Origin of the sequence: Halopseudomonas formosensis (assembly GCF_900115905.1) — a bacterium.
GTDB lineage: Bacteria > Pseudomonadota > Gammaproteobacteria > Pseudomonadales > Pseudomonadaceae > Halopseudomonas > Halopseudomonas formosensis.
This window is the reverse complement of the sequence record NZ_FOYD01000006.1, coordinates 135,736-157,921: the sequence shown is the minus strand read 5'-3', so window position 1 is coordinate 157,921 and position 22,186 is coordinate 135,736. Positions and strand designations below refer to the sequence as shown.

22 protein-coding genes and 1 pseudogene are annotated in these 22,186 nt (G+C 63.8%); 17 read left to right on the top strand and 6 right to left on the bottom strand.

Going from position 1 to position 22,186, the window contains the following annotated elements; genetic code table 11:
* Positions 1-57 precede the first annotated feature (57 nt).
* The 15 genes from BM046_RS10535 to BM046_RS10465 all read left to right on the top strand — a co-directional run bounded on the left by BM046_RS10535 (position 58) and on the right by BM046_RS10465 (position 13,362).
* Positions 58-1,065 (top strand): aminoglycoside phosphotransferase family protein, encoded by a 1,008-nt coding sequence (locus tag BM046_RS10535; protein WP_235818621.1) that lies wholly within the window; start codon positions 58-60, stop codon positions 1,063-1,065.
* Between the two features lie 3 nt (positions 1,066-1,068).
* Positions 1,069-1,743, top strand: a complete 675-nt coding sequence (gene murU / locus BM046_RS10530) for an N-acetylmuramate alpha-1-phosphate uridylyltransferase MurU (RefSeq protein WP_090539241.1) — start codon at positions 1,069-1,071, stop codon at positions 1,741-1,743.
* Position 1,744: 1 nt separating this feature from the next.
* A complete protein-coding gene (locus BM046_RS10525; protein WP_090539239.1) occupies positions 1,745-2,515 on the top strand; it encodes a DnaJ domain-containing protein in 771 nt (256 codons plus the stop codon).
* A 133-nt stretch (positions 2,516-2,648) separates the two neighbouring features.
* A complete protein-coding gene (rpe, locus tag BM046_RS10520) occupies positions 2,649-3,323 on the top strand; it encodes a ribulose-phosphate 3-epimerase (protein WP_090539238.1) in 675 nt (224 codons plus the stop codon).
* A 1-nt stretch (position 3,324) separates the two neighbouring features.
* A complete protein-coding gene (locus tag BM046_RS10515) occupies positions 3,325-4,002 on the top strand; it encodes a phosphoglycolate phosphatase (protein ID WP_090539236.1) in 678 nt (225 codons plus the stop codon).
* Between the two features lie 177 nt (positions 4,003-4,179).
* Positions 4,180-5,658, top strand: a complete 1,479-nt coding sequence (gene trpE, locus BM046_RS10510; RefSeq protein ID WP_090539235.1) for an anthranilate synthase component I — start codon at positions 4,180-4,182, stop codon at positions 5,656-5,658.
* A 10-nt stretch (positions 5,659-5,668) separates the two neighbouring features.
* Complete coding sequence (locus BM046_RS10505; protein WP_090539233.1) at positions 5,669-6,265, top strand: aminodeoxychorismate/anthranilate synthase component II; 597 nt, start codon at positions 5,669-5,671, stop codon at positions 6,263-6,265.
* 18 nt (positions 6,266-6,283) lie between these two features.
* Positions 6,284-7,333 carry an anthranilate phosphoribosyltransferase gene (gene trpD, locus BM046_RS10500; protein WP_090539231.1) on the top strand — a complete coding sequence of 350 codons (1,050 nt, stop codon included), beginning with the start codon at positions 6,284-6,286 and terminating at the stop codon, positions 7,331-7,333.
* Positions 7,330-8,136 carry an indole-3-glycerol phosphate synthase TrpC gene (trpC, locus tag BM046_RS10495; protein ID WP_090539229.1) on the top strand — a complete coding sequence of 269 codons (807 nt, stop codon included), beginning with the start codon at positions 7,330-7,332 and terminating at the stop codon, positions 8,134-8,136. Before trpD ends, trpC begins: the two co-directional genes overlap by 4 nt.
* A gap of 187 nt (positions 8,137-8,323) precedes the next feature.
* Positions 8,324-8,899 (top strand): cytochrome b, encoded by a 576-nt coding sequence (locus tag BM046_RS10490; protein WP_090539227.1) that lies wholly within the window; start codon positions 8,324-8,326, stop codon positions 8,897-8,899.
* 4 nt (positions 8,900-8,903) lie between these two features.
* The gene (locus BM046_RS10485; RefSeq protein ID WP_090539225.1) at positions 8,904-9,479 is read left to right on the top strand and encodes a YceI family protein; all 576 of its coding nucleotides are present in this window, start codon (positions 8,904-8,906) and stop codon (positions 9,477-9,479) included.
* Positions 9,480-9,620: 141 nt separating this feature from the next.
* Entirely contained in the window at positions 9,621-10,556 is a 936-nt protein-coding gene (locus tag BM046_RS10480; RefSeq protein WP_218150031.1) for a siderophore ABC transporter substrate-binding protein, read from the top strand.
* A gap of 78 nt (positions 10,557-10,634) precedes the next feature.
* Complete coding sequence (locus BM046_RS10475) at positions 10,635-11,645, top strand: iron chelate uptake ABC transporter family permease subunit (RefSeq protein WP_090539222.1); 1,011 nt, start codon at positions 10,635-10,637, stop codon at positions 11,643-11,645.
* Positions 11,636-12,601, top strand: coding sequence for an iron chelate uptake ABC transporter family permease subunit (locus tag BM046_RS10470; RefSeq protein ID WP_090539220.1), 966 nt, complete (start codon positions 11,636-11,638; stop codon positions 12,599-12,601). The genes BM046_RS10475 and BM046_RS10470 overlap by 10 nt, the downstream gene beginning before the upstream one ends.
* The gene (locus BM046_RS10465) at positions 12,598-13,362 is read left to right on the top strand and encodes an iron ABC transporter ATP-binding protein (RefSeq protein WP_090539218.1); all 765 of its coding nucleotides are present in this window, start codon (positions 12,598-12,600) and stop codon (positions 13,360-13,362) included. Before BM046_RS10470 ends, BM046_RS10465 begins: the two co-directional genes overlap by 4 nt.
* A gap of 238 nt (positions 13,363-13,600) precedes the next feature.
* On the opposite strand, the gene BM046_RS10460 is transcribed toward BM046_RS10465, so the two are convergent.
* On the bottom strand, positions 13,601-14,524 hold the full coding sequence (locus BM046_RS10460) for a LysR family transcriptional regulator (protein WP_090539215.1): 924 nt from the start codon (positions 14,522-14,524) through the stop codon (positions 13,601-13,603).
* Between the two features lie 155 nt (positions 14,525-14,679).
* Here BM046_RS10460 and BM046_RS10455 point away from each other — a divergent pair, with 155 nt between their 5' ends.
* On the top strand, positions 14,680-15,861 hold the full coding sequence (locus tag BM046_RS10455) for an acyl-CoA dehydrogenase (protein WP_090539212.1): 1,182 nt from the start codon (positions 14,680-14,682) through the stop codon (positions 15,859-15,861).
* A gap of 54 nt (positions 15,862-15,915) precedes the next feature.
* Here BM046_RS10455 and BM046_RS10450 read toward each other — a convergent pair whose 3' ends face one another.
* From BM046_RS10450 to ahcY, 5 genes and pseudogenes are all read right to left on the bottom strand, one after another.
* Entirely contained in the window at positions 15,916-16,716 is an 801-nt protein-coding gene (locus BM046_RS10450; RefSeq protein ID WP_090539210.1) for a universal stress protein, read from the bottom strand.
* A 60-nt stretch (positions 16,717-16,776) separates the two neighbouring features.
* Positions 16,777-17,364, bottom strand: a complete 588-nt coding sequence (locus tag BM046_RS10445) for a DUF3617 family protein (protein WP_090539208.1) — start codon at positions 17,362-17,364, stop codon at positions 16,777-16,779.
* A 245-nt stretch (positions 17,365-17,609) separates the two neighbouring features.
* Positions 17,610-19,040: pseudogene (locus BM046_RS10440) on the bottom strand (DEAD/DEAH box helicase); the annotation flags it as partial.
* 272 nt (positions 19,041-19,312) lie between these two features.
* Positions 19,313-20,149: a methylenetetrahydrofolate reductase [NAD(P)H] gene (gene metF / locus BM046_RS10435; RefSeq protein ID WP_090539206.1), complete on the bottom strand. Its 837-nt coding sequence runs from the start codon at positions 20,147-20,149 to the stop codon at positions 19,313-19,315.
* A 57-nt stretch (positions 20,150-20,206) separates the two neighbouring features.
* Positions 20,207-21,613: an adenosylhomocysteinase gene (gene ahcY, locus BM046_RS10430; RefSeq protein WP_090539305.1), complete on the bottom strand. Its 1,407-nt coding sequence runs from the start codon at positions 21,611-21,613 to the stop codon at positions 20,207-20,209.
* Positions 21,614-21,693: 80 nt separating this feature from the next.
* On the opposite strand from ahcY, the gene BM046_RS10425 reads away from it, so the two are divergent.
* Positions 21,694-22,152, top strand: coding sequence for a c-type cytochrome (locus BM046_RS10425; protein WP_143084177.1), 459 nt, complete (start codon positions 21,694-21,696; stop codon positions 22,150-22,152).
* Positions 22,153-22,186: the final 34 nt, after the last annotated feature.

The following is a 22,186-nucleotide window of genomic DNA, read 5'->3' as shown; positions in this document are numbered from 1 at the left end:
AGCGTGACTGTCGCCTGTGCGAGCTAATCGACCTTCGCGGTCCCTAGGAGCTGAATGATGGATGCAAGACGACGTCTGCTGGATACCTGGTTGCCTGAGGCGCTGCTGCAGGCACAGCAGACAACAGGCTGGTCGCTGCGTTCCGGTGAGTTGTCGCCGGCCAGCAGTGATGCCAGCTTCCGGCGTTACTTCCGCTGGCATGACGGGCAGCACAGCCTGATCATCATGGACGCGCCGCCACCGCAGGAGGATGTGCGTCCATTCATGCGTATCGCCGCTCTGCTGGCCGAAGCAGGTGTGCATACGCCGGCGATCCTGGCGGCCGATCCCGCGCAGGGGTTCCTGCTGCTCGAGGATCTCGGCACCCATACCTACCTTGAAAGCATCCAGGCTGGGGTCAGCGATGCGGAACTCGAGCGCATGTATGCCGGGGCCATTGCCGTGCTCATTCGCTGGCAGCTGGCGAGCCGTCCGGGGGAGTTGCCCGAGTACGACGAGGCGGTACTGCGGCGCGAGCTGCAGCTGTTCCCCGACTGGTTTGTCGCTCACCACCTGCAGCGCGAGCTGAGTGCCGAGCAGGCTGCGGACTGGGACGCCCTGTGCAGGACGCTGCTCGATTCGCATCTGGCGGAAAGCCGGGTGTTCGTGCACCGGGACTACATGCCGCGCAACCTGATGACTGCCACTGGTGAGCCGGGTGTGCTGGACTTTCAGGATGCCCTCTACGGTCCGGCCAGCTATGACATTACCTCGCTGCTGGCCGACGCCTTCTTTCACCTGCCGCTGCAAGAGCGAGATCGCTGGCTGCGTCGTTACTGGGAACAGGCGCGGGCCGCTGGGGTACCGCTGCCCGAGCAGTTCGAAGTGTTTCACGGGCAGTCGCGGCTCATGGGCGTGCAACGGCATCTCAAGGTGCTGGGCATTTTCGCCCGGATCCGTTACCGCGACGGCAAGCCGCGCTACCTGGAGGATGCGCCGCGCTTCGTTCAGTACCTGCGCGATGCCTGTGCCGGCGATGGGCGCCTGCAGCCGCTGACGCGACTGCTGGACAGTCTGGGGCTGTAATCCATGAAGGCAATGATCCTCGCCGCTGGCAAGGGAGAGCGCATGCGTCCCCTGACCCTGCATACCCCGAAGCCGCTGTTGCCGGTGGGTGGCAAGCCGCTGATCCAATGGCACATCGAACGTCTTGCCCGGGCTGGCTTGCGGGAGCTGGTCATCAACCACGCCTGGCTTGGCGAGCAGCTGGAGGCACGGCTGGGTGACGGTACCGACCTTGGCGTGCGCATCCGCTGGTCTGCCGAAGACGAGCCCCTGGAAACCGCCGGCGGCATCCGTCGTGCCTTGCCCCTGCTGGGTGAACAGCCCTTCGTGCTGGTAAACGGGGACGTCTGGACCGATTTCGATTTTGCCCGACTGCAGCTGCCGACCGGCATGCTGGCCCACCTGGTACTGGTGGACAACCCGCCCTTCAAGGCCGCCGGCGACTTCCTGCTGCAGGGCGGGCGCATTGCCAACCCGGGCGCCGGAGAGCAGGCCGATGCCATGACCTACAGCGGTATTTCCATCCTGTCCCCGAGCCTGTTCGACGGGCTCGGTGAGGGGCCGCAGCCGCTGGCGCCGCTGTTGCGCCGAGCGGCGGAGCAGGGGCTGGTCAGCGGTGAGCGGCATACCGGGTGCTGGGTAGACGTGGGAACGCCGGAACGCCTGCGGCAGGTCGACCAACTGGCCCGGGAAGCCTGAGATGCTCTGGCCGCTGACGCTGGGAGGAATAGCGCTGGGCACTGTGGTGGCGGGCGTGTCCGGGGCCATCCTCGGCGGCATCCTCGGGCATGCCCTGGATCGTCACTGGCAGCTGCGGCGCTGGTCCGATCTGCTCCAGCGTCTTGGGCTGCGGCCCGATTTCGAACAGGTGCTGTTCCTCTGTCTCGGACGCATCGCCAAGGCGGATGGCCAGGTAACTCAGCAGCACCTGCAGCTGGCCCGTGAGTTGATGCAGCAATACCGTCTGGACGAATCCCAGCGACTGGCCGCCATGCGTGCCTTCAATCAGGGCAAGCAGCAGGCGCGGCGAGTCGAGCGCGCGGTCGAGCGTCTGTTCCGTCAGCAGCCGGCGCGCAGTGCCGAGCTGCTCGACGGTGGCTGGCGCATGGCTCTGATACACGGCCGGGTAGGGCGGGCGGGCCTGCTGCTGGATGACTGGGCGCAACGCGCGGGCCTGGGCAAGGCCGAGCAGCAGCGTCTGCGTCAGCGGCATCAGCGTCGTCAGACGGGGGCTGCCGCGCCGGCGCGCACCACGGGCAGTCTGCAGCAAGCGGCGCGGCTGCTGGGAGTGGAGCTGGACAGCAGCCCCGAACAGATCAAGCGCGCCTACCGCCGGCAGCTCAGCCGGCATCATCCGGATAAGTTGATAGGTACCGGTGCCAGTGAGGCGAAGCTGGCCGAGGCCAGTGAGCGGGTGCATCAGATCCAGCAGGCCTACGAAAGGCTGCGTCGGTATCACGGTATCCGCTGAGTGTGCCTCCTGCCACACCGCGGACGAGCCGGACGAGCCGGTGTTCGTCCCTCCCGGGGCTGGAGCTCGTCGCTCCCGGAGGAGCTGGGCATGGTAGAATGGCCCGGTTCCGATCACTCCCCTGAGGTCTGCCATGCCTGATTACGCGATTGCCCCGTCCATTCTGTCCGCCGATTTCGCCCGCCTCGGGGAAGATGTGGATCGGGTGCTGGCGGCGGGTGCTGACATTGTCCACTTCGATGTAATGGACAACCATTACGTGCCCAACCTCACCATAGGTCCCATGGTCTGCAGTGCCCTGCGCAAATACGGCGTGTCGGCGCCAATTGACGTGCATCTGATGGTGCGGCCGGTGGATCGCATCATCGGCGACTTTCTGGAGGCGGGGGCCAGTTACATCACCTTCCACCCGGAAGCCAGCGACCATATCGACCGATCCCTGCAGCTGATCCGCGATGGCGGCGCCAAAGCCGGGCTGGTATTCAATCCGGCGACCCCGCTGGATGTGCTCAGGTACGTGATGGACAAGGTCGACATGATCCTGCTGATGAGCGTCAACCCCGGCTTCGGCGGGCAGAAGTTCATCCCCACCACCCTGGACAAGCTGCGCGAGGCGCGAGCGCTGATTGACGCCAGCGGGCGTGATATCCGTCTGGAAGTGGACGGCGGGGTCAACACCCAGAACATCCGCCAGATTGCGGAGGCCGGGGCCGACACCTTCGTGGCCGGCTCGGCCATCTTCAATGCACCGGACTACAAGGCGGTGATTGACCAGATGCGTGCTGAACTGGCCCAGGTCCAGCGTTGACATGAACGCCCTTATGCGCCTGTTCGACGGGGCGCTGCCGCAACTGGTGATGTTCGATCTGGACGGCACCCTGGTGGATTCGGTGCCGGATCTGGCGGCGGCGGTAGACCATATGCTGGCGCTGCGCGGCAGGCCGCCTGCCGGCGTCGAGCGGGTGCGTGACTGGGTCGGCAATGGCGCGCTGGTGCTGGTGCGCCGTGCCCTGGCTGGTAGCCTCGCGCATGATGGGGTAGGTGAGGCTGAGGCCCGGGCAGCGCTGGATGATTTCTTCGAGGCCTACTCCGGTGATCACAGCGCCACCGCTGTATACCCCGGGGTAATGCCGTTCCTGGCCTGGTTGCGCGAGCGTGGCGTGGCACTGGCAGTGATAACCAACAAGCCCGGGCAATTTGTGGCCCCGATTCTCGAGGAAAAGGGGCTGGGGGATTTCGACTGGATCATCGGAGGCGACACCCTGCCGGTGAAAAAGCCGGATCCGGCAGGCCTGCTGCATGTGATGCGGGCCGCTGGCGCCGCTCCCGATCGCAGCCTGTTTATCGGTGATTCGCGCAACGATGTACTGGCGGCGCGCGCGGCCGGTGTCACCGTGGTGGCGGTGGATTACGGCTACAACCACGGCCGGCCGGTGGCGGCAGAGGGCCCCGACCTGCTGGTTGATTCGCTCGCAGCGCTCATATAGTCTTGTCCCGTTACACACCTTCGATAGATGGATCAGCCGTGTTTGTCAGCAACCGCATACTGATGGGAATCCTGAAAGCGCTCGCGCGCTGGCGTTGGCGTTCCTGACAGTGCTTTGCCCGCCACCGCTGCGGGTACCGGTTTGCATGTGACTTTCACCCGCCCCATGAGGCTGATCATGAATCAAAACGAATTTCTCCGTCTGGCCGCCCAGGGTTTCAACCGCATTCCCGTGGTGCGCGAAGTGTTGGCCGACATGGACACCCCCCTGTCCACCTACCTGAAACTGGCCGATGCGCCCTATTCCTACCTGCTCGAATCAGTGCAGGGCGGCGAGAAATGGGGGCGTTACTCCATCATCGGCCTGCCGGCCCGTACCGTGCTCAAGGTGCAGGGTCGTACTGCCCGGATCCAGGTCGATGGCGTCCTCACCGAGCAGCATGAGTGCGAGGATCCGCTGGCCTTCGTCGAGCAGTTCAAGGCCCGTTACCGGGTGCCGGACATTTCCGGGCTGCCGCGCTTCAACGGCGGTCTGGTGGGCTATTTCGGTTATGACTGTGTGCGCTATGTGGAGCCGCGACTGGCAAGATCGGTCAATCCCGATCCACTGGGCAACCCGGATATCCTGCTGATGGTTTCCGATGAGGTGGTGGTATTCGATAACCTTGCCGGCAAGCTGCATGTGATAGTGCTGGCCGACACCGGCGCGGATGACGCCTTTGCCCAGGCCAACCAGCGGCTGGAGCAGCTGCTGCGGCAACTGACTGCGCCCTTCACTCCGCGTCCGGGCCTGAACCTGACGGCGGTGGCCGAACGGGAGCCGGAGTACCGCGCCAGCTTCAGTCGGGAGGACTATCAGAACGCGGTGCGGCGCATCAAGGAGTACATCCTCGCCGGCGACTGCATGCAGGTGGTGCCCTCCCAGCGCATGAGCATCGACTTCAGCGCTGCACCCATCGACCTCTATCGCGCCCTGCGCAGCCAGAATCCCACTCCCTACCTGTACTTCTTCAATCTCGACGATTTCCATGTGGTCGGCAGCTCCCCGGAGGTGCTGGTGCGCGTGGAAGATGGCGAGGTTACTGTCCGTCCCATCGCCGGCACCCGCCCCCGGGGTGCCACCGAGGAGGCCGACCTGGCGCTGGAGCAGGACCTGCTGTCCGATGCCAAGGAGCTGGCCGAGCACCTGATGCTCATCGATCTGGGGCGCAATGATGTGGGTCGTGTATCGCAGATCGGCCAGGTGCGGGTGACCGAGCAGATGGTGATCGAGCGCTATTCCAACGTCATGCATATCGTCTCCAACGTGCAGGGCCGGCTGCGTCCCGAGCTGACCGCCATGGACGCCCTGCGCGCCATTCTTCCGGCGGGCACCCTGTCCGGGGCGCCGAAGATCCGGGCGATGGAAATCATCGACGAGCTGGAGCCGGTCAAACGCGGCGTCTATGGTGGCGCGGTCGGCTACTGGGCCTGGAACGGCAACATGGACACCGCCATCGCCATCCGCACGGCCGTGATCAAGAACGGTGAGTTGCACGTGCAGGCCGGTGCCGGCATCGTCGCCGACTCCGTGCCGGAAACCGAGTGGGAAGAAACCATCAGCAAGCGCCGCGCCATGTTCCGTGCGGTGGCGCTGGCCGAGACGACCATGCAGTGAGGGGAACGTCATGTTATTGATGATCGACAACTACGATTCCTTCACCTGGAATCTGGTGCAGTACTTCGGCGAGCTGGGTGCCGAGATCAAGGTGGTGCGCAACGATGAGCTGAGCGTGGCCGAGATCGAAGCGCTGCAGCCCGAACGCATAGTCGTCTCCCCCGGCCCCTGCACGCCCAACGAGGCTGGGGTATCGGTGCCGGTACTCAAGCACTTTGCCGGCGGGCTGCCGATCCTGGGCGTCTGCCTCGGCCACCAGAGCATCGGCCAGGCCTTCGGCGGCGAGGTGGTGCGTGCCCGCCAGGCCATGCACGGCAAGACCAGTCCGGTGTATCACAGTGATCAGGGAGTATTCGCCGGCTTGGCCAATCCCCTCACCGTCACCCGCTACCACTCGCTGGTGGTAAGCCGTGACAACCTGCCGGACTGTCTGGAAATCACCGCCTGGACGCAGCATGCGGACGGCTCGATGGACGAGATCATGGGCCTGCGTCATCGCCGGTACATGATCGAGGGTGTGCAGTTCCACCCCGAATCCATCCTCAGCGAACAGGGCCACGAGTTACTGGCCAACTTCTTAAAACAGCAGGGCGGAATGCGCAGCTGACGAATCAGGAGAGTCATAATGGACATCACCACAGCACTGGCCAGGGTCGTTGATCACATCGACCTGTCCACCGAGGAAATGCAGGACGTCATGCGGCAGATCATGACTGGACAGTGCACCGACGCCCAGATTGGCGGTTTTCTCGTTGCCCTGCGCATGAAAAGCGAAAGCCTGGATGAAATCACCGGTGCGGCGCTGGCCATGCGCGAGCTGGCGTCGGGGGTATCCATCCAGGGCGAGCATCTGGTCGATACCTGTGGCACCGGTGGTGATGGCGCCAACATCTTCAACGTGTCCTCAGCTGCAGCCTTTGTGGTTGCCGCAGCGGGCGGCCAGGTGGCCAAGCACGGCAACCGCGCGGTGTCCGGCAAGAGTGGCAGCGCCGACCTGCTGGAAGCCGCCGGCATCAACCTGAACCTGACCCCCGAGCAGGTGGCCCGCTGCGTCGAGCATGTCGGCGTGGGATTCATGTTCGCCCCGGCGCACCATGGCGCCATGAAGTACGCCGTCGGCCCGCGGCGCGAGCTGGGCCTGCGTACCCTGTTCAACATGCTCGGGCCGATGACCAACCCGGCCGGGGTCAAGCGTCAGGTGATCGGCGTGTTCAACAAGGCGCTGTGCCGACCCATGGCCGAAGTGCTGCGCCGGCTCGGCAGCGAGCATGTGCTGGTGGTGCATTCGCGCGACGGGCTGGACGAGATCAGCATCGCCGCCCCGACCCATATCGCCGAGCTGAAGAACGGTGAGGTCAGCGAATACCAGATCAGTCCCGAGGAGCTCGGCATCAAGAGCCGCAGTCTGATCGGCCTGACCGTGGAAGGCCCGGCCGAGTCCCTGACCCTGATCCGCGATGCGCTGGGCAAGCGCACCACCGAGAACGGTGAAAAGGCCGCGGACATGATCATCCTCAACGCCGGTGCGGCGCTCTATGCGGCAGATGTAGCCTCGTCGCTGCGCGAGGGTGTGGAGCTGGCCTCGGATGCGCTCTACTCCGGCATGGCCCGGGAGAAAATGGCGGAGCTGGCCGCTTTTACCGAAGTATTCCGTGAGGAGGCACTGCAGAAATGAGCCTGCCTACCATTCTGGAAAACATCGTTGCCCGTAAATATGAGGAAGTGCGGGAAAACCGCGCCAGGGTGTCCCTGGATGACCTTCAGCGTCAGGCCGCATCAGCCGATGCGCCGCGGGGCTTTGCCCGGGCACTGCGGGCGCAGGCGCAGGCGCAGGCGCGTCAGCCAGCGGTGATCGCCGAGATCAAGAAGGCCTCGCCCAGCAAGGGCGTGATCCGCGAGGACTTCAACCCGGCGCAGATCGCGGTCAGCTATGAGCAGGGCGGTGCTGCCTGCCTGTCGGTGCTGACCGATATCGACTTCTTTCAGGGCAGCCCGGAGTACCTCCAGCAGGCCCGTGCGGCCTGTGCGCTGCCGGTCATCCGCAAGGACTTTCTGGTCGATCCCTACCAGGTGGTGGAAGCCCGGGCCATGGGCGCCGATTGCATTCTGCTGATCGTAGCCTCGCTGGAGGATGCCCAGATGGCCGAACTGAATGCGGCGGCGGTGGAGCTGGGCATGGATGTGCTGGTAGAAGTGCACGACGCCCCGGAGTTGGAGCGCGCGCTGGCACTGGACACCCCGCTGGTGGGGGTCAACAACCGCAACCTGCATGACTTCAGCGTGTCACTCGATACCACGCTGGAGCTGCTGCCAAGGATTCCGGCCGACCGGCTGGCGGTCACCGAAAGCGGCATCCTCTCCCGGGCCGATGTGGAGCTGATGCTGGACAACGGCGTCTACAGCTTCCTCGTTGGCGAGGCTTTCATGCGCGCCGAGGATCCTGGCACCGAGCTCAAGCGCCTGTTCTTCCCCGGCTGAGCACACTCCTTTCTTTCAGCTAGTCTCATGACATGATCGGTGCAGTGGCAAGTCCACTGCACGGATCGCTGTCCCATTTGCGACCGTGGTCATATCGAATTATCAGATCGGTTGAAGCCAGTATTTGCGCTTTTTCTATCGCCCAGGCGATGTATGATCTTGGCAAAGGTTACAGGGAGCATCCGCCATGCACTGGAAGAACACCGCAACCCGTTATGGTCTGGTGGCCATAGTTCTGCACTGGGTGGTTGCCGTGACGGTTATAGGTCTGGCCATCCTGGGTTTGTGGATGGTCGATCTGAGTTACTACAGCCCCTATTACCGCAGTGCGCCTTTCTGGCACAAGAGTATCGGCCTGGCGCTGTTTGCGGTACTGGTGCTGCGGATTCTCTGGCGCTTGTTCACGCCGCGTCCTGCCCATCTGCCCAATCACAGGCGCTGGGAGAGGATCAGCGCTGCGCTGGTGCATGCTCTGCTATACCTGATGCTGTTCGTGATCCTCATCAGCGGCTATCTGATTTCCACCGCCAAGGGGCAGGGCATCAGCTTCTTCGGCTGGTTCGAGGTGCCGGCGACCCTGACCGGGTTGCCGAGCCAGGCTGATCGGGCCGGGCAGATACATTACTGGATGGCAATGGCAGTACTGGCGCTGGCAGGGTTACATGCCCTGGGCGCCCTGAAGCACCACTTTCTTGACCGTGACGACACGCTGCGCCGGATGCTCGGCCTGCGCCCTCGTCATCTGACTGATAGACAGGAGTAACTGTATGAAGAAGATTGTTGCCGGCATTGCACTGGGTAGTCTGATGGCAGTATCCGGTTCGCTGCTGGCCGCCGATTATGTGATCGACAAGGAAGGCCAGCACGCCTTCATCAACTTCAAGACCGGCCACATGGGCTTCAGCGTTCTGCATGGGCGCTTCAATGACTTTGACGGCACCTTCAGCTGGGACGCCGCCAAGCCCGAAGAGAGCAAGGTCGAAGTGACCATCAACACCGCCAGCGTGGACTCCAACCACGCCGAGCGTGACAAGCACCTGCGCAGCCCGGACTTCCTCAATGTGGACAAGCATCCGCAGGCCACCTTTGTCTCCACCGGTGTGGAAGTGACTGGCGAGAATACCGCCAGGGTCACCGGCGACTTCACCTTCAACGGTGTGACCAAGCCGGTGGTGATCGACGCGCAGTTCATTGGTGAAGGCGAGGATCCCTGGGGCGGCTACCGCGCCGGCTTTGTCGGTACTACCAGCATCAAGCTGGCTGACTACAACGTATCGATGGACCTTGGTCCGGCCTCTGCGGTGGTTGATCTGGATCTGACCATCGAGGGTGTGCGCAAGTAACCTCTGCGGCAGTAACCAGGGGCGAGCTTCGGCTCGCCTTTTTTATGCAGGAATTCCCGCTTCTCCGATTGCACCAGCGGAGCGGTCTCTGGTAGCATTGCAAACAATAACTATTCTCACTATTGCTTAGCAGGGGTGATCATGCTGCCAGCTGTTTCCCGTTTTGCCGCGGTATCGGGTATCTGTGTTTCCATGCTGTTCGGCGCCGCGCAGGTGCAGGCCGAGTCCGTCACCATCAGTCACTCCAGCGGCCAGACCGAGGTGCCGGTGCAGCCGCAGAAGGCGGTAGTACTGGACTGGTCGACGCTGGATACGCTGGCACAGCTGGGGGTGACTGTGGCCGGTATTCCATCCGGCAATCCGCCGGAAGTGCTCAGGCAATACCGGGAGGGCGAGTTTATCCGAGCCGGCAGCCTGTTCGAGCCTGATCTGGAAGTGCTGCGCACTGCCCAGCCTGATCTGATCATTCTCGGCCGTCGCGCCCAGGGCAAGTACGAGGAAGTCTCGGCCTTCGGCACCACCATCGACCTGACCCCCGATCCCAACGACCTGCTGGGCAGCGTGGAACGCAATACCCTGCTGCTGGGCGAGATCTTCGGCAAGCAGGAGCGGGCGGCTGAGCTGGTCGCTCAGCTCAAGGCATCGGTGGACGAGCTGCGTGCGCTCACAGCCAAACAGGGCGATGGCCTGCTGATTCTCACCACCGGTGGCAAGATGGCCGCCTTTGGCAAGGGCACCCGGTTCGGCCTCATTCATGATGTCTTCGGTGTCGAACAGGCGGTTGCCGAGCTCAAGGCCGGCCGCCATGGTCAGGCGGTATCCTTCGAGTTTCTGCTGGAGGCCGATCCGGACTGGCTGTTCGTCATGGATCGGGATGCGGCCATCGGCCGGGAAGGCACCGCAGCCGCCGAGCTGATGGACAACGAACTGGTTAAGGCGACCAGTGCCGGCAGCAAGGGTCAGATCGTGTACCTCGACCCGGCCAGCTGGTACCTGCTGGACAACAGCGGCATCGGGGTGATGCAGGCCAGTGTGGACGAGCTCATCAAGGTGTTCTCCGCCGCCGCTGCGCGATAATCGACCCCGCAAAGGACGCTGGCGAAACCCCATTCCTGCTCCGGTCGGGAATGGGGTTTCCTGTTGCAGGTAGAGTGCATGACTGATTCCCGTTTTTCTCCTCCGAGGGCGTCTCGCGCTGGCGCCCTCTGGCTGTTGCTGTTGTTGGTCCTGGTGCTGGTTCTGGCGGTGTGCAGCCTGAACGTCGGCGCCAGCCGGCTGAACCTGCTCAATGTATTGACCGCCGACCCGGATGACCGGGTCTCGAAGATCCTCTTCGCCAGTCGGCTGCCACGAACCCTGGCACTGATTCTGGCCGGCGCGGCGCTGGCGGTGGCCGGCGCCATATTGCAGATGATGGCGCGCAACCGGCTGGTGGATACCTCCACCACGGGCCCCATGGCGGCTGCGGCGCTGGGCATGCTGGTGCTGGCCATTGCGCTGCCGGACGGCCTGCCTTTGTGGGCGCGCTTTCTGCTGGTCAGTGGTTTCGCCGCCGGCGGCATTCTGCTGTTTCTCGGTGTACTGCAGCGCATCCCCCTGCGCTCGGCGCTGATAGTGCCGCTGGTTGGATTGATCATCGCCGGAGTGGTGCATGCCGGCAGTGGCCTGATCGCCCATCATTTCGATCTGTCCCAGTCGCTGCGTGCCTGGAACAGCGGCGATTTCTCCGCGGTGTTGCGCGGTCGTTACGAGCTGCTGTGGGTGGCGGCGGGGCTGACGCTGGCTGCCATGCTGCTGGCCGACCGCTTTACCGTGATCGGCATGGGGCGGGATTTTGCGGTGAATATCGGCGTCAACTATGGGTTGCTGATGGCCATCGGCGTGGCGCTGGTGGCCATGATCGTCGGCAGCGTGGTGGTCACCGCCGGGGTGATCCCCTTCATCGGACTGGTGGCACCCAATGTGGTGCGGGTGCTGACCGGCGACAACCTGCGGCGGGCGGTGCCCATGATTGCGCTGCTGGGGGCGGCCATTCTGCTGGCGGCCGATCTGCTCGGGCGGCTGCTGATCCATCCCTATGAGGTGCCCTCATCCAACCTGCTGTCGATTGCCGGCTGCGTGGTATTTCTCGCGGTCCTGCTGCACGGGAGGAAGCAATGGTCCTGACCCTGTGGCGACAACCCGCCGTGCGGGTACTGCTGCTGGCGATAGCGGCGGTGCTCTGCGTGCTTGGCTTCATGACCATCAACGTCCAGACCGACTGGGCCTTCATCCTGCAGCACAGGGGCAGCCGCCTGCTGGCGTTGCTGCTGGCAGCCAGCGCCATCGGCCTGTCCACCGTGCTGTTCCAGACCATCACCCACAGCCGGCTGCTGACGCCGGCCCTGATGGGCTTTGATGTGCTCTTTGTACTGGTCAACACCCTGGTGCTGCTGATCTTCGGTGGGGCGGAGCTGGCCGGTTGGCCGAGCTCGCTGCGGGTCGGGCTGCAGATGCTGCTCATGGTGGGGCTGGCGTTGTTGCTGTTTCGCCTGCTGTTTTCCGGTTCAGTGCGCAGCCTGCACCTGATGATCCTGCTGGGCATGCTGGCCGGCATGCTGTTCCGCGAATTGTCGGAGCTGGGTGCCCGGGTGCTGGACCCGAGCGAGTTCGGTATCAGCAGCGGTGTGCGCCAGGCCAGTTTCAGCCGGGTCAATACCGAACTGCTGGCGGTCAGCGCCGTGGCCCTGACCCTTGGCGGGCTGTTGCTGCTGCGCTGGCGGCGCTATCTGGATGTGCTGTCGCTGGGCCGGGATATTGCGGTGAATCTGGGCGTGGCCCATGGCCGTGTGGTGCTGGGCATCATGGCAGTGGTCGCCATCATGGTGTCGGTGGCTACGGTACTGGTCGGCCCGACCCTGTTCTTCGGCCTGCTGATTGCCAACCTGGCCTACTGGATCACCGGCACCCAGCGCCATCGGTGGACGCTCCCGGCCAGCGTGCTGGCGGGCATCATCTGCCTGGTCGGTGGTCAGGTACTGCTGGAGCAGTTGCTGGCCTCAACCCTGCCGCTGGCACTGGTCATCGAGTTGGCCGGCGGCCTGTTATTCATAGCGCTGTTGTTGCGTGGAGTCAGACAATGATTGAAACCCGGGGCGTATCCAAGCGCTACGGCGATACCCTGGTGGTGGATGATGTCAGCCTGAGCATTCCCAAGGGCGGTTTCACCTCCATCATAGGTCCGAACGGGGCGGGCAAGTCGACGCTGCTGTCGATGATCAGCCGCCTGACACCCATGAACGCCGGTTCGGTAGTGGTGGATGGCATGGACGTTACCCGTACACCGGGCAATGTGCTGGCCCGGCGCTTGTCGATCCTGCGCCAGGACAATCAGACCAGCCTGCGCCTGAGCGTGCGGGATCTGGTGGCCTTCGGTCGCTTTCCGCACTCGGGCGGCCGCCTCACCGCCGAGGACCTGCGCCATGTGGATGAGGCCATGGAGTATCTGCAGCTGCACGAATACCGCGACAGGCCGATTGATGAACTGTCCGGCGGCCAGCGCCAGCGTGCCTATGTGGCCATGGTCATGTGCCAGGACACCGACTACGTGCTGCTCGACGAACCGCTGAACAACATCGACATGCGCTTTGCCGTGGACATGATGCAGCTGCTGCGCCGGGCGGCGGACGAGAAGGGCAAGACCGTGGTGGTGGTTCTGCACGACATCAACTTCGCCTCCTGCTACTCCGATCACATCATTGCCATGCGCCGGGGCCGGCCCGTGTATCAGGGAGCCCCGGAGCAGATCATCCGTGACGAGGTGCTGCGCGATCTCTACGAGATGGATATCCGCGTGCACGAGGTCAACGGGCAGCGGATCTGCGTGTACTTTCGAATGGGCTGAGGCAGGTCGCAGGCCGCCCGGCCCGGGTGCGAATGGGGCTGGCGGTTTTCGCACCGAGGCGGTGCTCCTACAGCAGATCCCGATATCCTCGTTAGCTCTGTCCTTGCAGGAGCACCCGCCCCGGGTGCGAATGGATGTGGCGGTTCACACCGAGGCGGTGCTCCTACAGCAGGTCCCGATATCCTCGTTAGCTCTGTCCTTGTAGGAGCACCCGCCCCGGGTGCGAATAAATTGGGTACTACGCCTGCTGGTGCATTGCTGCGGCGGGGCCTGCGCGATACTGCTGCGCCTCGGCAATCACCCAGTCACGGAACCCCTGCAGGGTCGCCGACTCGGCCTTGCGCTCGGGAATGACCAGATAATAGGCGTTGCGGCTGTCGACGCTGTGATTGTTGGCGATCACCAGTCGGCCGCTCTGCAGCTCGCTGCGGATCAGGAAAGGCGGTATCAGCGCCACGCCCATGCCATGCATGGCCGCCTGGGCCAGCATGGAGAACAGCTCCAGGCGCGTGCCGTTCAGATCATGCTCGATGCGCATGTCGCAGGACTCGAACCACTGGCGCCAGGCGTAGGGCCTGGTGGACTGCTGCAGCAGCGGCAACTGGCTGATCTGCTCGGCGCTCAACTCGCTCAGCCCCTGCATCAGGGCAGGGCTGCAGACCGGCACCGGGGACTCGTTCATCAGAAAGTGCACTTCGGTACCCGACCATTCCCCGTCGCCGAAGTAGATGGCGGCATCGAACTCGGTGTCGGCGAACAGAAAGGGGCGGGTGCGGTTGGTCATGTTGACCGTGACGTGCGGATGTTGCACAAGGTACTGACCAAGCCGAGGCAGCAGCCATTGGGTGCCGAAGGTCGGTACCAGGGCCAGCTCCAGGGTGGCGCTGCCCTTGTTGCCCATCAATGACAGGGTATCGCGCTCCATGGCATCCAGCCGATTGGCAATGCGACGATGGTAGGTCAGTCCCGCCTCGGTCAGCCGTACTCCGCGCCGGGTACGGCGGAACAGCTCGACGTCAAGGAATCCTTCGAGATTGGCGATCTGCCGGCATACCGCGCTCTGGGTCAGGGCCAGTTCCTCGGCGGCCCGGGTAAAGCTCTCATGGCGGGCGGCGGACTCGAAGCAGATCAGGGCCTGGGTGGGGGGTATCTTGCGGCGCACGGTGGGATTCTCGAAGTGAGGGTGTGTTTACGGAGTTCCAATCTAGCACAGGTCGCTGAAAAAAACGCGTTTGCTTGTGCGCCTTGGCAGGACTAGGCTTTAAACCATTCTGCGGCGTTGTGCCGCGCCAACACCACGATATTCACGGAGTACCCATGGCTAACAAGGCATCCTTCAACTGGGCAGACCCGCTGCTGCTGGACCAGCAACTCACCGAAGAAGAGCGCATGGTGCGCGACTCCGCAGCACAGTATTGTCAGGACAAGCTGATGCCGCGCGTGCTGGAATCCTTCCGCCACGAGCAGACCGATGCCAGCATCTTCCGTGAGATGGGTGAGCTGGGCCTGCTGGGTGCAACCATTCCCACCGAGTACGGCGGCAGCGGCCTGAACTATGTCTGCTATGGCCTGATTGCCCGTGAGGTCGAGCGGGTGGATTCCGGTTATCGCTCGATGATGAGCGTGCAGTCCTCGCTGGTCATGGTGCCGATCAACGAGTTCGGCTCCGAGGCCCAGAAGCAGAAGTATCTGCCGAAACTGGCCAGCGGCGAGTGGATCGGCTGCTTCGGCCTGACCGAGCCCAACCACGGTTCCGACCCGGGCTCCATGGTCACCCGTGCGCGCAAGGTCGAGGGCGGCTATCGCCTCAAGGGCGCCAAGATGTGGATCACCAACAGTCCGATTGCCGACGTGTTCGTGGTCTGGGCCAAGACCGAGGACGATGTGATCCGCGGCTTCATCCTCGAGAAGGGCTGGGAAGGTCTGAGCGCTCCGGCGATCAAGGGCAAGGTCGGTCTGCGCACTTCGATCACCGGCGAGATCGTGATGGATGATGTGTTCGTGCCAGAGGAGAACCTGATGCCGGGCGTGACCGGTCTGCGCGGTCCCTTCACCTGCCTGAACTCCGCCCGTTACGGCATTTCCTGGGGTGCCCTGGGTGCCGCCGAGTTCTGCTGGCACACCGCCCGCCAGTACACCCTGGATCGGCATCAGTTCGGTCGGCCGCTGGCGCAGACCCAGCTGGTACAGAAGAAGCTGGCCGACATGCAGACCGAGATCACCCTGGCCCTGCAGGGCTGCCTGCGCCTGGGCCGGATGAAGGACGAAGGCACCGCTGCGGTGGAGATCACCTCCATCATGAAGCGCAACTCCTGCGGCAAGGCGCTCGATATCGCCCGGGTTGCCCGTGACATGCTCGGCGGCAACGGCATCTCCGACGAGTACGGCGTGATCCGTCATGTGGTCAACCTGGAAGTGGTCAATACCTATGAGGGTACCCACGACGTTCACGCACTGATCCTGGGCCGTGCCCAGACCGGTCTGCAGGCGTTCTTCTGAGGCGTCGCTGAGCAGTACCGAAACGGCCCCGGCAACCCCGGGGCCGTTGTCGTTCTAGAGGCCGGTGCCGGCGGGCACCAGCAGTACCGGGCGGCGGCTTTCCCGGGCTACCCCTTCGGCGGTACTGCCGATCATCAGATCCTGAATGGGCGTGGTGCCGCGCTTGCCCAGGATCACCAGTGCCACCTGCTCATCCTCTGCGGTGCGGACTATCTCGCGAACTGCCGAGCCCTTGCCCAGACGGGCCACTGCCTGCTCGTGCCTGGCGGTGAGATCGGCTATCTGCGATTGGACAAGGGCGCTGTTGTCCGCCTCCTCGGTCTCCACCCAGAGCACCAGTCCATGGCGACCGTCCACCAGGTAGTGTTCGAACATGCGCTGCGCCGCCTGGGCCGGGTCCGAGCCGTCGGTGGCGAGCAACAGGGTGCCGGCCGGCTCGATCGCCGGTCCGTCAGCGGGCAGCACCAGCAGCGGCAGGCGTGTCAGACGCGCCAGGTTCAGGGTGGTATTGCCGTAGAACAGTGCCCGGCCCGCGGAGTGGCTCTGATTCAGCATGATCAGGCCGTCAGCCTTGTGCCGCCGGGCCACTTCGTGGAGCTCGGTCGCGGCAAAACCGCGGCGAACCTCATGATCGACGGCGATGCCGAGCTCCGTCGACAGCGTGCCCGCCAGTTTTGCCAGATGGCTGTCGGCGGCCGCTTCGCTGTCCTCGACGTTGATGCGCCGGGTAGTGTCCACGACATGCACGAGCGTGAGTCGCTTCACGCCGAGCAATTGCACTATCGGGGGAAGGCGTTCGCAGGTCCTGTCCCAGCTGTCCGAATAATCAAAGCCAAGAATGCAGTGGTTCAACATGGTGCCCCCTTTGCGCTGTCCTGAGCTTCAGTCTAGACGAGGGCGGGGATAAGACGAGGATCAGAACGCCATGCGGTCGTGGGGTTCGTACTGCCCACAGTCAGGGGATGCCCAGCGGTGAACCTCATGCTGCTGGATGATCAGTCCCGAGGGGGAGTTACTCTCTGGCTGGCCGGGGGTGGGTGCACGGCCGAGGAACGACGCGTGAATCTCATGGGTGCTGACAAACTCGACCAGGCCTTCCATCTTGCCGTTGAAACGTTCGGGGTCCTGGCAATCGCCACGCACCTGAACGGTGGAGCGGCCGACCTTCTGCAGGCTCAGGTCGCACTCCGGCAGTTTGCGCTGGAGGATGTTGTGGAGACTGTGATGGCTGCCCAGCTCGGAGGCCTGTGAAGGCGTGAGGCAGACCAGTTCGATCTTGGGTTGTGCCACGCGTCTGGCCGTCTCGTGCAGGATGCGGTAATCGACATGGGAGAAGGTGAGACCCGGCTGAACGGAACGCATCCGGCGCAGGCTACCCTCGTTGTCGGTAATCAACCGGCTTTCGGAACGCCACAGGCCGGCTTCGGGGGGCGGAGCCAGACGGTTCTCCGCTTGAAGGTCCAGTGCTATGAGCAGCATCAGTATGGCTAAGGTGCCTCTCATCAGAACCTCCTGTCGGTATGTGAGAACTTTTGGTGTGGAACGTTGACTATAGCCTCTTGCCCAAAATTTACACGGCGCCGTTTGAGGCGCTCTGGACCATGGATTCCGTAGGGTTTATGTGGCACAACGCCACGTGGCTGATAGCTATGAAAAAAAGAGGATGGAAGCGGGAGATGGCGAGAAAATGAACAGGTTCTGCGACCTGTTCATTTCTGACGAACGGAGACTCAGCTGCCGAGCAGGGCAGGCTTTTCGCGACGCGGGCGGTTACGTTTGGGGGCCGGTGTTTCCGGCACGACCCGGTTGCCCATCGCCTGCAGACGGCGCTCGCGGGCGACCGCGTCCTCGGGCTCGGCGATACCCGGCATGGCCTGCTGCGGGCGGCGTGGCTTGCTGCCGGGGCGGGGCTTGTCAGCACGACCCTGACCCCGCGGAGCGGCGTTACTGCGGGGCTGGCCGCGACCCCTGCTCGGGGTATTGGCGCCACGCGGACGCTCGGGGCGGTCGCTGTTGAGTTCCGCCTGCGCCGGGGGCACGAAGCCCTGCAGATCGCCTTCCTCGAAGCGCTGACGGGTCAGTCGCTCGATGGCCTTGAGCAGCTTCTCCTCATCGGGGCTGACCAGGGAAACCGCCTCGCCACTGCGTCCGGCGCGGCCGGTACGACCGATGCGGTGCACATAGTCCTCAGCCACGTTGGGCAGCTCGAAGTTCACCACATGGGGCAGCTGGTCGATATCCAGGCCGCGGGCGGCGATATCGGTTGCCACCAGCACGCGGATGCCGTTGCTCTTGAAATCCGCCAGTGCCTTGGTGCGAGCGCTCTGGCTCTTGTTGCCGTGAATGGCGGCCGCCGGCAAGCCGTGCTTGGACAGGTATTCGGCCAGGCGGTTGGCACCATGCTTGGTGCGGGTGAACACCAGTACCTGTTCCCAGGCGCCCATGGTGATCAGGTGGGCGATCAGGGCCCGCTTGTGGCCTGCCTCTACCCGGAAAACCCGTTGCTCGATGCGTTCCACCGTGGTGTTCGGCGGGGTTACTTCGATCCGTGCGGGATTGTGCAGCAGGCGGTTGGCTAGCTGTGTGATCTCGCTGGAAAAAGTCGCCGAGAACAGCAGGTTCTGGCGCTTGGCCGGCAGCTTGGCGATGACCTTCTTCACGTCATGAATGAAGCCCATGTCCAGCATGCGGTCAGCTTCGTCCAGAACGAAGTATTCCACGGCAGACAGGTCCACGGCGCGCTGGCCAACCAGGTCCAGCAGCCGTCCGGGGCAGGCCACCAGGATATCCAGGCCAGGGGCCAGCGCCTTGATCTGCGGGTTGGCACCCACGCCGCCGAAAATGCAGGCGCTGTGCATCTGCAGCTCGGTGGCGTAGGAGCGGATGTTGTCATGCACCTGGGCCGCCAGCTCGCGGGTAGGGGTCAGCACCAGTGCACGAACCTGACGGGCAGTGCGCTTGTAACCGGACGGACGCTGACCATCGGGGAACAGCAGCTCGAGAATCGGCAGGGAGAAACCGGCGGTCTTGCCGGTGCCGGTCTGGGCCGCGACCATGAGATCACGACCTTCCAGCACGGCCGGGATGGCCTGCGTCTGGACCGGAGTGGGGGTGGTGTAACCAGTGGCAGCCACGGCGCGCACCAGCGCGTCGGACAGGCCGAGAGAAGCAAAGGACATTCAGATAAACCCTGTGATGGCCGTTTGCGAACAGGGGCTGTCCGTGCGGCCGGAATGAAGATGAAGAGCGGCGAGTCTAACAGAAAGCTGCAGATCTCGCAGAAAAATAGCGCAGACGGTTGCCGAAACGTCACTGCGCTCCCGACAGCCGAACCGCTGGGAGGGCCCAGCCGAACTTCCGGGAGGGACGAAAATCAGTACGTTCGGCACAGCAGCCGCTACGGATAATTGCCACGGCCGTGCCGGGCTGAACCCGGCACGGCGCACCTGACTCAGAGGTTGCGCAGGATCGCCAGGCTCGGCTCTGCCTGGTTCAGCGTGTAGAAGTGCAGGCTGGGTGCACCACCGGCGATCAGGCGCTGACACATGTCGCTGATCACCTCGGTGCCGAAGGCGGCAATGCTGGCTGTATCGTCGCCATAGGACTCCAGCTGCTTGCGGATCCAGCGGGGGATCTCGGCGCCGCAGGCGTCGGAGAAACGCGACAGGCTGCTGTAGTTGGTGATTGGCATGATGCCCGGCACTATCGGCACGTCCACACCGGCCTTGCGAACCCGGTCGACGAAGTGGAAATAGCAGTCGGCATTGAAGAAGTACTGGGTGATGGCGCTGTTGGCGCCGGCCTTCACCTTGCGTACGAAGTTTTCCAGGTCCACTTCGAAATTGCGGGCCTGGGGGTGGGATTCGGGATAGGCAGCCACCTCGATGGTGAAGTGATCACCGGTTTCCTGGCGGATGAACTCCACCAGCTCGTTGGCGTAACGCAGTTCACCCGAGGCCCGCCCCATGCCCGAGGGCAGGTCGCCACGCAGGGCGACGATACGGTGGATGCCCGCTTCACGGTACTCGTTGAGCAGCTGGCGCAGGTCTTCCTTGCTGTCGCCGACGCAGGACAGGTGTGGCGCGGTGGGCACCTTCACCTGCTGGTCGAGCTGCAGCACGGTGTTCTGGGTACGGTCGCGGGTGGAGCCACCAGCGCCGTAGGTAACCGAGAAGAACTCGGGCTTCTGTTCGGCCAGCACATGGGCTGCGGCGATCAGTTTTTCATGGCCGGCATCGGTCTTGGTCGGGAAGAACTCGAAGCTGACCGGGATGTTGCTGTTGTTCATATCCTGTCTCTTGGCAAACGCTGGGGGTGGCGCGCTCGCGCCCCCCCCAGGCGGGTATCAGTAGCGGTAGGTGTCCGGCTTGAACGGACCTTCCACCGGCACGCCGATGTAGTCGGCCTGTTGCTGGGTCAGACGGGTGACCACGCCACCGAAGCCCTTGACCATTTCCAGCGCCACTTCCTCGTCCAGCTCCTTGGGCAGCACTTCCACGCGCAGCAGCTCCTCGCGGGCGGTGGCGTCCAGGTTGGCATAGCCCTGGCGGAACAGGTGGATCTGGGCCAGCACCTGGTTGGCGAAGGAGCCGTCCATGATGCGGCTGGGGTGACCGGTGGCATTGCCCAGGTTCACCAGGCGGCCCTCGGCCAGCAGGATCAGGTAGTCGTCGTTGGCCGGATCGAAGCCGTCCTTGCCGGTACGGTGGATCTTGTGTACCTGCGGCTTGACCTCTTCCCAGGCCCAGTTCTGACGCATGAAGGCGGTATCGATCTCGTTGTCGAAGTGACCGATGTTGCACACCACGGCGCGCTTCTTCAGCGCCTTGAGCATGTTGGCGTCGCACACGTTGATGTTGCCGGTGGTGGTGACGATCAGGTCGGTGTTGCCCAGCAGCTCGCGGTTGACGCTGGCTTCGGTGCCGTCGTTGACGCCGTTGATGTAGGGCGAGGTGACCTCGAAACCGTCCATGCAGGCCTGCATGGCGCAGATCGGATCGGCTTCGGCCACGCGCACTATCATGCCTTCCTGGCGCAGGGACTGGGCCGAGCCCTTGCCCACGTCACCATAACCGATGACCAGCGCCTTCTTGCCAGACAGCAGGTGGTCGGTGGCGCGCTTGATGGCATCGTTCAGGCTGTGACGGCAGCCGTACTTGTTATCGTTCTTGCTCTTGGTCACCGAGTCGTTGACGTTGATCGCCGGTACCTTCAGGGTGCCCTTCTTCAGCATCTCCAGCAGGCGGTGTACGCCGGTAGTGGTTTCCTCGGTGATGCCGTGGACCCTGTCCAGCACCTGCGGGTACTTCTCGTGCAGGATCTGGGTCAGGTCACCGCCGTCGTCCAGTACCATGTTGGCGTCCCAGGGCTGACCGTCCTTGAGAATGGTCTGCTCGATGCACCATTCGTACTCCTCTTCGGTCTCGCCCTTCCAGGCGAATACCGGAATGCCGGCGGCGGCGATGGCGGCGGCGGCGTGGTCCTGGGTGGAGAAGATGTTGCACGAGGACCAGCGCACTTCGGCGCCCAGCTCGACGAGGGTCTCGATCAGCACCGCGGTCTGAATGGTCATGTGGATGCAGCCGAGGATGCGTGCGCCCTTGAGCGGCTGCTCGGCCTTGTACTTGCGACGCAGCGCCATCAGCGCCGGCATTTCCGATTCGGCGATGACGATTTCGCGGCGGCCGTAATCGGCCAGGGTGATGTCCGCTACCTTGTAGTCGGAAAAATCTGCTTGCATGACTGCGCTCATAATCAGCTCCAATAAGAGTAAGCTTGCGAGGGCCGATTCCGGCCCCACTATCAATTCCACGTACGTCAGGGAGAAATCCGTTGTCTGTTTCCCTTCCCCGAATATTGCTGCCTGCGGCCCTGGGCCTGGCTCTGGTCGGTTGCGGCGGTCCTGCCGATCCCGATTCGCCTGAGGGCAAGCGTCAGGCGGTGTTCAAACAATTCCTCCAGCACAGCGAGCCCATGGGCGGCATGCTGTCGGGGCGCGTGCCCTTCGATGGCGAGGCCCTGGCCGGACACGCCGAGGGCCTGGCCGAACTGGTCGAGGCGCCCTGGGACTACTTTCCCGAGCCCGGCGACTCCAGGCAGCGCAATGCGGCCCTCACTGACATCTGGCAGCAGCCGGATGCCTGGCAGCAGGCCATAGCGGATTACCGCCAGGCCGTGGCCGATCTGCTTGTCGTTACCCGCGAGGGTGTCGACAGTCCCGAGCAGGTGGCTGCCCCTGTGGCAGCGGTACAGCAGGGCTGCAAGGGATGCCACGACGGCTTCCGCCGCTGATTCCACTTCCCTGCAGGGCAGGGCCGCACCGCGT